This is a genomic window from Chitinophaga sp. (assembly GCF_035564935.1).
In the GTDB taxonomy this organism is placed as follows: domain Bacteria; phylum Bacteroidota; class Bacteroidia; order Chitinophagales; family Chitinophagaceae; genus Chitinophaga.
The window spans coordinates 1-12,037 of sequence record NZ_DATMTE010001115.1; the positions used below are offsets into that span (position 1 = coordinate 1).

The window sequence follows — 12,037 nt, forward strand, 5'->3', positions numbered from 1 at the left end:
GTGTTTTATGTTTGGTAATGATGCAACGAATGCACCGGGCGTTTTACACCGGTATTCCTGTGCAGATGCGGCGGACCTGCGGGGAATAGATGAATTGCAGGAAACATATTTTACAAAACCATTCGGGTTGCTGACCCTTACGCTGGACGAATCACTGCTGGATAATTACCAGATCCGGTTTAAGGCCAGGAGCACTTACTGGTGTTATTACCTGATGAGTGAACAACTGGCTGCACTGCCCCACCCGGTAATACTGAACAGCAGCGGGACTTCCTGTTTCAGCGAACCGCTGCGGGCAGCGCTTCCGGAAAGGAACCAGGTTCCGGTACTGGTATCTAACGATCCCATCCCTCTTTCAGACAGGAATCCTAACATACTAAAACTGGCAGACAGGATACCGGATGATAACAACAAACATAAGGTCATCATCTCCCCACTCCCATCACCGGAAATCGACAAGATATCTGCAGCGGGAAGATCATGGCATACCAATGGTAAAACGTACTCTGAAATATTTTTATACTAAACAAAAAAACACCTAATATGGCATCAACCTTCATGACCCCAGGGGTTTATATTGAGGAGAAAAATGCGTTCCCCAGTTCCATTACCGCTGTGGAAACTGCAGTGCCTGTATTTATAGGCTATACGCAGAAAGCAGAAAGAAATGGTAAATCCCTTGTGCACAAGCCAACCAGGATCACTTCCTTTGCGGAGTACCTGGAGTACTTTGGCAGTGAGTTCAAACCTAAGTTCACACTGGCGGATGCAGATCCCAAGGTGAAGCAGGAAACTTTTAACATCAACGGTAAGCCTACCGTGGTGCAGATCAAGGACAACAACACCGCTTACTTTTACAACAGCATCCGGCTGTTTTTTGGTAACAGCGGTAGTCTTTGTTACATCCTCTCGGTAGGCACCTACGGCGACCAGGCGGATGGCTTTACCATTGCTGCCGACGACTTCATCGGGTCAGACAGCAAGCCGAATGTTTTCACCCTGCTGGAAAAGGAATCGGAACCCACGCTCATTGTAATCCCCGACATCATTGCATTGGGGGCTGATGCCTATACCTCGGTGTATACACAGGTGCTGCAACACTGCGCAAATATGCAAAGCCGCTTCGGCATCTTTGATCTCGTAAAACAAAAACCATCCGATGTACTGGGAGATGTGATAGGCGCCTTCCGGGAACAGATTGGCGTAAACTCGCTCAACTACGGCGCAGCCTATCATCCCTGGGTGAAAACCACTATTGTACAACCGGACGAAGTGGATTTCGAGAACCTGGATGCCAGCGTTGACCTGGAAAAACTGTTGCCTGAACCTGCAGCTGCACAAATCATCACCAAGTTTAAAGGCAATGCCACTCCGGATAGTAATACCAAAAAGAATTATCACCAGTCGCTCAAAGCCGCCAGTCCCACCTATGTGCATATACTGGAGGAAATACGTTCCCAGATGAACGAATTGCCGCCAAGTGGCGCCATGGCGGGCATTTACACGTTGGTTGATAATTCACGCGGCGTATGGAAAGCCCCGGCCAATGTATCGGTAAGCATGGTATCGGCTCCCACCGTTAACATCTCCGGGGAAGAACAACAAAACCTCAACGTAGATATCATGGCGGGAAAATCCATCAACGTGATCAGGCCGTTTGCAGGCATAGGCACGCTGGTATGGGGCGCAAGAACGCTGGATGGTAACAGCCTCGACTGGCGTTACATCAATGTAAGGCGCACGCTGATCATGATCGAGCAATCGGTTAAACTGGCTACGCGCGCCTATGTGTTTGAAGCCAACGACGCTACTACCTGGATCACCGTAAAAAGCATGATCAACAATTTCCTGCAAAACCTCTGGAAACAGGGAGCACTGGCGGGCGCCGCACCGGAACAGGCTTTCGATGTACAGGTAGGTATTGGCACCACCATGACGCCACAGGACATCCTCGATGGTAAAATGCTGATCACCGTGAAAGTAGCGCTTACACGCCCTGCGGAATTTATCGTGATCACCTTCCAGCAGCAAATGCAACAATCATAACCGACACTAAAATTTATTCAATAACTTTTAAAACTTACAATTATGGCAGATGACGGCTCCACCCAATCACAGGCCACCTGGCCTATGGTAAAGTTTTCCTTCAAGGTGATGTGGGACGGCAAAGAGATCATATTCCAGGAAGTAACAGGACTCACTTCTGAAACACAGGTAATAGAATACCGTGGCGGCAGTAATCCTGTATACTCCGTGGTAAAAATGCCCGGTATCGCAAAGTTCAATAACATCACCCTGAAGAAAGGTATCTTCAAAGGAGATACCACCCTGTGGGATAATTACGATCTCATTAAAATGAACACCATCAAGCGTTCTACTATTGTTATCAGTTTGCTCGACGAAACCGGGCAAACCGCCATGAACTGGACGCTCACCAATGCTTTCCCCTGTAAAATGACCGTTACCGATATGAAATCCGACGCCAATGAAGTAGCGGTGGAAACAATGGAAGTAGCGCACGAAGGATTGCATTTAACTAAATAAAAACGGACAACGGGTAGCGGAGTTGGTTGCAGGAACCGGCTTCGTTATCCGTTACTCCGCTTATTCATGCCCTCAAATAAATTGTCATGCCAATTCCGCCACCACCGCCATCATCAGCACAAACGCCCTTTTATCCGCCCGTAGGATTTTATTTCAGGGTAAATGTACCGGGCATTACCGGCAGTAATGAAGGCAGCTTCCAGGAAGTAAGCGGGCTTACCGCTACTATTACGCCGCTGGAAGCAAAGGAAGGAGGAGAAAACAGGTTTATTCACCGGCTTCCGCAGCCACCAAAATACGGGAACCTGGTACTTAAAAGAGGGATGCTCACCGGCTCACAGCTGATCACCTGGGCACAGAATGCCATCAACCTCTTTACCTTTTCGCCCGTACCGGTAACAGTGAGCCTGATGAACGCCAACCGGGGACTGGTAGCTTCCTGGCAGTTTTTAAATGCGTATCCCGTAGCATATAAAGTGTCTGAATTTAAAGCGCAGGAAAATTCTATTGCGCTGGAAACGCTGGAACTATGCTATGATTATTTTCAACAAATCAGTTAATTATGCCTTTGGAAATAAGAGAACTGGTGATCAAGGTCACCATAGAAGAACATCCCCCGCAACAAGCCGCGCATACCGGCATCAAAGACCTTCAGGCCCTGAAAGATAAAATAGTAAGGGAATGTATGGATAAATTAATCAACAGCATAGAGAACTCACCCGCAAGATGAATAAGACTACAGGAGGACCCACAAAATTATTACTGGCAGGTTATGCCGATCCGGAAACCACCCAACTGATCGATAGCGTATCAGCGGTGATCAACCCGGATAGCTATACGCTGAATTATACCATCAATTACAAGAACACGGATGAACAGGGCGCTGTTGCGCCTACGCAGATCTTCAGCAGCATGGAGTCGGGAAATTTTGACCTGGAGCTGCTGGTAGACGGAACCGGTGTAGTGCCCATTCCCGGCGGACTTACCGTAGATACCTATATTGAAAAAGTGATGAACATTGCTTACAATTACCAGGGAGAAGACCACCGGCCCAACTACCTGCGGATCACCTGGGGTAACACTACTTTCACAGGCGTATGCAAAACCATCAACATTAAATACAGCCTGTTCAGTACTACCGGCACTGCCTTACGCGCAGTGATAAAGCTCAACGTGATTGAGTCGGTAGCCTTTGCAACGAAAATAAAAGAATCCGGCGTAGCATCGCCGGATCTTACACATATACGCACCGTACTGGCCGGCGATACCCTGCCATTAATGACCTACCGCATTTACGGGGAACCGGGATACTACATGGAAGTGGCCAGGGTGAATGGTTTGAACAGTATTCATGATATCAAACCGGGCGACGGACTTTACTTCCCCCCGCTAAAGAAATAAGCGCTCATGGCAACAGTTGTACCTATCAATATAGCAGATCCTACCCTGCATTATACCATCACGGCAAACGGCACCGCCGTGCAGTATACGTACCCTGTTATATCCGTAACCGTACATCATGAACTGAACCGGATCTCGTATGCGGAAATCATGCTTTCTGACGGCACTACCGCCAAAGCATCTACGGGAGTGATAGGCGATTTCCCGGCAAGCGACAGCGAGAGTTTTTTACCGGGCAATACCGTTACTATCACTGCCGGGTATGGCAACGGCGGTGAAGAACCGATCTTTACCGGCATAGTGGTAAAGCAAACCATACAGGCCACCGACCAGGGGTTTCACCTGATCGTTACCTGTAAACACAGCGCAGTGAAGATGACCATTACGAAAAAAGACGCCGTGTTTATGAACCAGGTAGATAGTGCGATTATGTCTACCGCCATCAGCAATAATGGTTTGAGCGGGGATGTAACAAGCACCAGCGCCATCAATGAACTGGTGTTCCAGAAGTTCAGCACCGACTGGGATTTCCTGTTATCGCGTGCGGAGTTTAACGGCTATGTAGTATCATTGGTAGAAGATAAAATAGTGGCGGCGCCACCGGTAGTAAGCGGAGAGCCCGTAGTATCTGTAGCTTTCGGCGAATCACTGATCAGCTTCAATGCTTCTGTGAACGCCGAGAAACAGGTGCCTTCCCTTTCCGCCGCCGCCTGGGACCCGCAAACACTGGCCATGATCACGGCGAATGCCGAGGAGCCGGGGCTGAATGCACAAGGCAATATTACTGCCAGCACACTGGCTGCTGCACTGAGTCAAACGCCGCTGCAACTGGTATCCAACTCCCCCCTGGCACAGGAGAGCCTGCAGGCCTGGGCCAACAGCACCTTATTACGCATGCGGCTGGAATCCATCAGCGGGCAGGTATCCTTCATGGGCAATGCCACCGTATGGCCCAATACGCTGATCGCCTTATCCGGCGTAGGTACCCGCTTTAACGGGAATGCCTATGTGTGGGCGGTAACACATACACTTAAAGAAGGCGTTTGGAATACCAATGCCAAGTTTGGCCTGAACAGTAAACCTATTTACGAAAGGGAAAATTTTTCTTACTCACCGGCCAACGGGCAGCTGCCGGCTATACAAGGGCTTCAGCTGGGCACCGTTGTTGCCATTTCAGAAGACCCCGCTGCGGAATACCGCGTGCAGGTGATGCTGGCCAGTACGGCTACGGGGCAGCAAGGCACCTGGGCGAGGCTGTCGACCTTCTACGCCACCGCCACCGCCGGCGCTATATTTTTTCCTGAAGTGGGCGATGAAGTAGTAGTAGCATTTGTAGAAAACGATCCGCGCTACCCGGTGATCATCGGTTCCTTATATGGTAAGGCAAAAACACCGCCGGTAACGCCGGCAGATAATAACAATTACATCAAGGCCCTGTATACCAAGAGCCAGCTGCAGATCAGTTTTGATGATGAGAACAAGATCATCACCGTTGTTACACCGGGAGGCAACAGTATCACGTTGAACGATACTTCGCAGGAAATAGTGGTACAGGACCAGAGCAGCAACAGCATTACCATGGCGCCGGCGGGCATTACCATCAAGAGTGCAAGCGACCTTACCCTGGAAGCCACCGGGCAGCTCAAACTAAGCGGGCTATCCATTAATGCGGCGGCCACCGCTGCTTTGGAAATGAGTGGAGCAACTCTTTCATTATCCGCCGACACTACGCTCAGCGCTACCGGCAATGCTTCCGCCACCCTTTCCTCTTCTGCATCCACAGTGATACAGGGAGCCGTGGTAATGATTAATTAAACCATAAAAAAACAACACATGGGACAACCCGCCGCAAGGATCACAGATATGCATGTATGCCCGCTTGTAACGCCGGCGCTTCCACCTGTTCCGCATGTAGGCGGCCCTATTGTAGGACCCGGCATGCCCACCGTGCTCATTGGCGGTCTACCCGCTTCTGTTGTGGGCGACCTTTGCACATGTGTAGGGCCGCCGGATTCCACTATCATGGGCTCGTTCACGGTACTGATAGGCGGCAGGCCCGCAGTACGCATGGGCGACAGCACCGCGCATGGCGGTGTGGTGGTATTGGGATGTCCCACTGTATTAATAGGAGGTTAACGATGGCAAAAGAAATCAAATCATTTTTAGGAACCGGCTGGAGCTTCCCTCCTTCCTTCGATAAACCCAATGCGTCTGTGCTGATGGTATCCGATGTAGCGGATATTGAAGAAAGTATCCGCATCATTCTCAGCACCATTCCGGGGGAACGTATTATGCTGCCGGATTTCGGCTGTAATATCAGGAAGATGGTGTTTGAAGTGGTAGACTCCCGCTTCGCCGCAGAACTGAATCATATCATTTATCATGCGCTGCTGGAGTATGAACCGCGGATCAAACTGGTTGATTGCCAGATTGCAGACCAGACCATGGAAAGCGGCGTGGTGTATGTACAGATCAACTATACCGTGATTGCCACCAATACGCGGCATAACATGGTGTATCCGTTCTATTTCCTGGAAGGTACCAATATCAGCATACGATGAACAACTACTTTGAAAATATACAGGATGGTGTAAGCCAGTTGGAAAGACAACTGGATGCGTTGCAGCCTGCGTATGTAAAAGTAGACAACCGGAGCACCTTTGACCTGCTGGCGCAGCTAACAGCGCTCTCCAGCCAGTTCAACTATTATAATTTCCAGGATCAGCCGGATGGCGACTGGCAGGAGTTTTTTCATGCGGACCTGGTGATCATGCTCATCATCTGCTCTAACCTGCAATTCACCGCCTATGAAGAAAAGTATCTTTCCATCCGCGAGGCAATGGGGAAAGCCGGTAATGAAGCCAGCCTGTTTAAACATACTGCCGGCTTCTTTGTGCTCCTTTATGATATTGCCATTGAACTGATGGATGTACTGCAGAAGCTTTCGCTGGCAGATAAACAGCGGGTGATCCAACATTATGTGGAACAGGTGGTCCAGTCGGTAGAGGAAGAAACAGCCAGGCTATACCGGTATGAAATACAGGTGAAACAACTGTTCCCCTATGAAGCGGCAAGGCATCATACCCTGCGTGGCGCCGCCACCACCACCCGGTTACAGCAACTATTCCCCGGCATTCCCCAACATACTGCAGACGGCGACGATACCTTCAGCGGGTTCTTTTCGCTGAATGAAATTTATGATACCCTGCGCACAAAGTTTTACCAGACTTCCAGCTCCGCTTCCTTTTACCTGAAGAACCAGCTCCGCGAACGGAAACATACGCCGCATATGGGGCTGCTAATGGCCTTTACGGAGCTTTACAAACACCTGCAGGACCAGATCAATGAAATACCCAAAAGACATCTCGATTATTACTACCGTACCATACTGGGCATGGAACCCCTGCATGCAGTACCGGATAAAGTACATATCCTGGTAATGCCGGCTCCGCAGATCAGCCACCTTGCACTGGACAAGGGAGAGATATTGCTTGCTCCCAGTTCCGCTAAAAAAGAACCGCTGAAATACCAGCTGGTGGAACATTTCAAAGCACATGCCACCACCATTACCGCCATACATACCCTGTATGTAAGTAATTATTTACAGATTGCCGCGAAGTCGCTTCAAACCAGCAATATCTGCGAAGCAGCCATCTATCATGCCGTTCACCCGGTAATACCTGCGCCGGCCTTTGCCAAATTAACCATGCCTCCTGTTACCTGGCCCCTGCTGGGAGAAGACCAGCACGATCTTTCCCAATCGGTGCGTACTATGGAAGACGCCTCCCTGGGGTTCATGATCGGATCGCCCACGCTGTACCTTACAGAAGGCACACGCTCCGTACAGGTGCGGTTACATTTCAACGCGGCCAGCTACGCCGGCTTAATGAAATACCTGCAAAACTTTTCCGCCGTTACCGGCAGGAGCGCCGCTATCACCAACAGTGAACTGATGTCCGGTGCATTCGTTCTCTACTACACTTCGCCTGCAGGATGGGAACAGATCAGTCATTACAACGTTCGCTGTACCGCTGCAGAACAGGCCGACAATGCCATTGTGATCAACTTCCTGCTGCGCAGTAACGAAGCCGCATGCTGTGTGTTTGACCCCGAAATACATAGTGGCAACATTTCATCCGCGCTCCCGTTACTGAAAGTATTACTGAATAATAACAGCTTCCATCATCCTTATTCTTTCCTTCGTCACCTCGTGCTGGAAAGGGTAACGGTAACGGCTAAGGTAACCGGCTTTCGTTCGGTAAAACTGGATAATAATATCGGGGAAGTAAACGCACTTCACTCCTTCCGGATGTTTGGCCCTATGCCCGCCATAGGCTCGTTTCTCGATATTTGCAATACCAATGTGTTTAATAAGTATACGAAAGACTTCAGTATTAAACTGGAATGGCTGGATCTTCCTAAAAATATAAACGGCTTCGACAGCTACTATGCCGCCTATCCCGGCGATATGACCAACAACGCTTACAAGGTAGGCATCAGCAGTATCAACAACAGCGTGTTTTTGCCCGAACGCGGCAACCAGGAACTATTCCAGCTGTTTCATACCTACCGTAACAAAGAAGGCGACCTGTATCTTGCAGATACGTCTGTGATCAGCAACGCGGACTTCAATAAGATCAGTTTTACCAACGGGATGAAGATGAGTAAAGAAGCCAAACACAGCACCACCAGTTACAAGCAGGGTGCGGTGCGACTGGAACTGGCGGCGCCGTCTGAAGCATTCGGGCACCAGTTATATACACTCATCTTCCCGGAAATTATTTTATATAACGCCAAACATCCCTCCCGGAAAAAACCGCAACCCAACCTTCCTTATGCACCCATGATAAAATCCATTGCCATTGGTTATACACTGGAGCATTCCGAATCGCTGAAGCCCGTAAAATCATTCGTGCCGGGAGAAACCATGGAAGTGCATCATGTTGGCGTGTTCGGGAATGAATCTATTTACCCGGGTAATGGCGCCAGCGATTTTTCACTCCTGCCTGTGTTTAACGAAGCAGGACATTTATACATTGGTTTCAGCCTGCTGAAACCCGGAGAAGAACTATCGCTGCTGTTCCAGCTGGAAGATAAATATTTTACCGATACCACTGCCGATCCCCCGCCGTTGCATTGGCACTACCTCGCGGATAACAAATGGTATCCCTTTGATGGCATGTGCCTGTTATCGGATAATACCAACAGTCTTTCAAGGAGCGGCATTGTAAAGATCCGGATACCGGCGGGCATCAATACCAACAACAGCATTCTCCAGCCAGGCGCCTGGTGGATCAGGATCTCCACTCCCTCGCATGAATCTATCACACCCCGTGTGACCGGTATTTTTCCCAATGCCGTAACAGCAGAACGGGTACTGCAGGGCATTGGCAATTCCCTCGAAACAGTATTATCTATTCCGCCGCTGACCATAAAAAACACGAAGCGGGATATCCGCACCATCCAGGCCATCTGGCAATTGTTTCCTTCATTCGGCGGACGCAAAAGAGAATCGGAAAGTAAATTTTATACGCGCGTAAGCGAAAGGCTGCGACACAAACAACGACCGGTTACCGCGCTGGATATTGCACAGGTATTACTGGAAGCATTCCCTGAAATACTGATCGTAAAATGCATTACCGCCCCACCAGGTTCCAGGGACGAAGATGCCAGTATTGTAGTAGTACCCCGGCAATCGGACAGCGGTTTATTTATTAACCCTGAACCCAAAGTAGACCTGGATACCCTGTGCCGCATCCAGGCTTTTATGCAACAGCATATATCTCCGTTCGTTCGTTTATCTATCCGCAACCCGGTGTATGAAAGTGTGAAAGTAGTATGCAGCATCCTGTTCAGGGATCCATCGGAGCACAACCAGAACAGCCACCTGCAGCAGTTGCAGCTGGATATCCAGAAATATCTTTGCCCCTGGTTGTTCGATCCCTCATCCCATTTAAAGATAGGCAGTACCCTGTATAAATCGGAACTGCTCAATTATATCAACCGGCAGCCTTACGTGGAGTATATCACCGGTTTTTCCCTTGTTCATTTTTATTATACGAAAGATGAAGATACCGGTGTACTGACTGCTTTTTCTACAGACACCGCCCTGGGCGACCTGCAGGAAATTGTACCTTCTTTGCCGCAATCGGTGCTGATCCCGTCGAAGGAACACCTGATCACCTTACTGCGCTCACCGGAATATAAAGCACCGGAGCCATTGGGTATTGATGCGCTGAAGATCAGCAGTGAGCTGATCATTGGCAACGATCATCCTGTTATAACGGTAACGCCCAAACGCCCGGATCATGCTGCCGATGAAGAGATGCTTACCATCTCCCTGCTTCCGCCATGATATTCATTATATCAACTAATCATCTCCTTATATAAATTCCAGACATATGGACATGCAACAAAGTAAAAAAGTATACGGGCGGGATGAGCTCAAACAATATTTCAGAAATGGCGTGATGCCTTCGGAAAATCATTTCGGCTACCTGATAGATTCTACCATCAATAAACAGGAAGACGGTTTTTCGAAAGATGAAGACAACGGCTTGCTGGTGGCTACACTGGGCGAGTCTAAACGGCTGCTCTCCTTTTACCGCGCCACCGATGATCTTGAACCATTTTTCTGTATGGAAAAAGATGAGCAGGATTATCCCGCACTGCGGATGAAACCCGGCACCGGCGAAGACGATCAGACCGGTCCGGGAAAGAGTTTCTTCTTTCATACGAATGGCAACCTGGGTATAGGGAAGAAAAGCGATCCACGGCTTAAAATGGACATCAACGGTTTTGCCGGTATGCAGGGCCGTGTGGGTACCTTTAAAACCGGTACCGTTCCCGCCAATGGTAAATGGCATCCCATCCTTGAATCGCTGGATAACTGCCAGGCTTTTGAGGTGATAGCCAGAACCGGTAAAAAAGGCGCCGGCAGGATGGCGCTGCTCCATGCCACCGCATTGGCGGCATATGGCGGCGCACATAACAGGATCAGCCAGCGTTGCGCTCACTACGGCTTTTTCTGGAACAAGATCAAACTGCGCTGGAAAGGCGGCACGCATAACTATGCCCTGCAACTACGCTCCAACAGTAACTATGGAGAAGGCGTGGAAATTTTTTACAACATTACCAGGCTATGGAGCGATGAGCTGTTTATGCCGGAAGAATACTACTATTAACCTACTGATATGGCTGATACTCCCGTTCAGATCAACAGAGACAAACCCATTGCTGCTGCAATGGACTATGATCTTTTAATGAAGGAAGCAATTGCCCGTGTGCAGGAACTATCCGGCACCGAATGGACCGATTACAACCTGCACGATCCCGGTGTAACCATCCTGCAGCAACTGTGCTATGCCATTACGGATCCGGCCTACCGTACCGCCTTCCCTATAGATGAAATACTGGCAGATAAAAAAGGTAACATTGATCCCCTGCCCCATTCTTTTTTCCGGCGCGCAGATATGCTTACCTCTGGCCCCGTTACAATAAATGACTACCGGAAACTGGTACTGGACGAAATAGAAAATATTGAGAACATCTGGATAGAACCCGTACAAACCAACCATCCGTCCGGGTGTACCAAAGGCGTATACCGGGTATTTGTACAGGTAGAAGATGACATTGCACAGAATATGACCGGCAATGCAGACCTTATACAAAAGCTGGCTGCACAAACAGATCATTTTTTGCAGTCGTACCGCAATATCGGGGAAGATTTTGAACCTACGGTAATACTGCAACCCCAGGAGATCTTTATCAAAGCTGAAATTATTGTAGACAGCAGGCATGAGCCGCACCAGATCCTCGCCCTGATGTGCAATGCCTTTGAAATGACATTGCATCCCCCGGTAAGATTTGTATCTGCCGCAGAAATGTATATCAACGGGTATACTGCCGAAGAAATATACGCAGGGCCCTTGCTGAAAAAAGGGTTTGTAGCCAATACCGACCTCCATCCCCGCAAACAAACCGTTGACCCTGCCGACCTGATGAAAAGCGTATCACAGGTACCGGGTGTAGTAAAAGTAAAAGCTATTTACCTGGCGGATGAAAATGGTTCCTTCCAGGCAAAACCCGTACA

General features: G+C 49.2%; 12 protein-coding genes. All 12 read left to right on the forward strand.

From position 1 onward, the window contains the following. On the forward strand, positions 1-526 hold a 526-nt coding region (locus tag VN105_RS28810; protein ID WP_325646788.1), incomplete at its 5' end, for a hypothetical protein. Positions 527-543: 17 nt separating this feature from the next. Next, positions 544-2,046 (forward strand): phage tail sheath family protein, encoded by a 1,503-nt coding sequence (locus VN105_RS28815; RefSeq protein ID WP_325646790.1) that lies wholly within the window; start codon positions 544-546, stop codon positions 2,044-2,046. Positions 2,047-2,088: 42 nt separating this feature from the next. Beyond that, the gene (locus tag VN105_RS28820) at positions 2,089-2,544 is read left to right on the forward strand and encodes a phage tail protein (RefSeq protein WP_079467630.1); all 456 of its coding nucleotides are present in this window, start codon (positions 2,089-2,091) and stop codon (positions 2,542-2,544) included. An 86-nt stretch (positions 2,545-2,630) separates the two neighbouring features. Further along, a complete protein-coding gene (locus VN105_RS28825; RefSeq protein WP_325646794.1) occupies positions 2,631-3,104 on the forward strand; it encodes a phage tail protein in 474 nt (157 codons plus the stop codon). A 2-nt stretch (positions 3,105-3,106) separates the two neighbouring features. Then, entirely contained in the window at positions 3,107-3,274 is a 168-nt protein-coding gene (locus tag VN105_RS28830; protein WP_325646796.1) for a DUF5908 family protein, read from the forward strand. Further along, on the forward strand, positions 3,271-3,945 hold the full coding sequence (locus tag VN105_RS28835; RefSeq protein ID WP_325646797.1) for a hypothetical protein: 675 nt from the start codon (positions 3,271-3,273) through the stop codon (positions 3,943-3,945). The genes VN105_RS28830 and VN105_RS28835 overlap by 4 nt, the downstream gene beginning before the upstream one ends. A 6-nt stretch (positions 3,946-3,951) precedes the next feature. Next, on the forward strand, positions 3,952-5,760 hold the full coding sequence (gene vgrG / locus VN105_RS28840; protein ID WP_325646799.1) for a type VI secretion system tip protein VgrG: 1,809 nt from the start codon (positions 3,952-3,954) through the stop codon (positions 5,758-5,760). An 18-nt stretch (positions 5,761-5,778) separates the two neighbouring features. Continuing rightward, positions 5,779-6,081: a PAAR domain-containing protein gene (locus VN105_RS28845; RefSeq protein ID WP_325646801.1), complete on the forward strand. Its 303-nt coding sequence runs from the start codon at positions 5,779-5,781 to the stop codon at positions 6,079-6,081. Between the two features lie 2 nt (positions 6,082-6,083). Next, positions 6,084-6,506: a GPW/gp25 family protein gene (locus VN105_RS28850; protein ID WP_325646803.1), complete on the forward strand. Its 423-nt coding sequence runs from the start codon at positions 6,084-6,086 to the stop codon at positions 6,504-6,506. After that, positions 6,503-10,300 (forward strand): hypothetical protein, encoded by a 3,798-nt coding sequence (locus tag VN105_RS28855; protein ID WP_325646805.1) that lies wholly within the window; start codon positions 6,503-6,505, stop codon positions 10,298-10,300. Before VN105_RS28850 ends, VN105_RS28855 begins: the two co-directional genes overlap by 4 nt. Positions 10,301-10,346: 46 nt before the next feature. Next, positions 10,347-11,129, forward strand: a complete 783-nt coding sequence (locus VN105_RS28860; protein WP_325646807.1) for a hypothetical protein — start codon at positions 10,347-10,349, stop codon at positions 11,127-11,129. Positions 11,130-11,138: 9 nt separating this feature from the next. After that, positions 11,139-12,037: hypothetical protein (locus VN105_RS28865; RefSeq protein ID WP_325646809.1), on the forward strand; the 899-nt coding region annotated here is incomplete at its 3' end.

What these genes read in the sequence shown, in the direction of transcription:
- VN105_RS28815 (WP_325646790.1), top strand. Translation starts at nt 544, where the DNA reads ATGGCATCAACCTTCATGACCCCAGGGGTTTATATTGAGGAGAAAAAT.
- VN105_RS28820 (WP_079467630.1), top strand. Translation starts at nt 2,089, where the DNA reads ATGGCAGATGACGGCTCCACCCAATCACAGGCCACCTGGCCTATGGTA.
- VN105_RS28825 (WP_325646794.1), top strand. Translation starts at nt 2,631, where the DNA reads ATGCCAATTCCGCCACCACCGCCATCATCAGCACAAACGCCCTTTTAT.
- VN105_RS28830 (WP_325646796.1), top strand. Translation starts at nt 3,107, where the DNA reads ATGCCTTTGGAAATAAGAGAACTGGTGATCAAGGTCACCATAGAAGAA.
- VN105_RS28835 (WP_325646797.1), top strand. Translation starts at nt 3,271, where the DNA reads ATGAATAAGACTACAGGAGGACCCACAAAATTATTACTGGCAGGTTAT.
- vgrG (WP_325646799.1), top strand. Translation starts at nt 3,952, where the DNA reads ATGGCAACAGTTGTACCTATCAATATAGCAGATCCTACCCTGCATTAT.
- VN105_RS28845 (WP_325646801.1), top strand. Translation starts at nt 5,779, where the DNA reads ATGGGACAACCCGCCGCAAGGATCACAGATATGCATGTATGCCCGCTT.
- VN105_RS28850 (WP_325646803.1), top strand. Translation starts at nt 6,084, where the DNA reads ATGGCAAAAGAAATCAAATCATTTTTAGGAACCGGCTGGAGCTTCCCT.
- VN105_RS28855 (WP_325646805.1), top strand. Translation starts at nt 6,503, where the DNA reads ATGAACAACTACTTTGAAAATATACAGGATGGTGTAAGCCAGTTGGAA.
- VN105_RS28860 (WP_325646807.1), top strand. Translation starts at nt 10,347, where the DNA reads ATGGACATGCAACAAAGTAAAAAAGTATACGGGCGGGATGAGCTCAAA.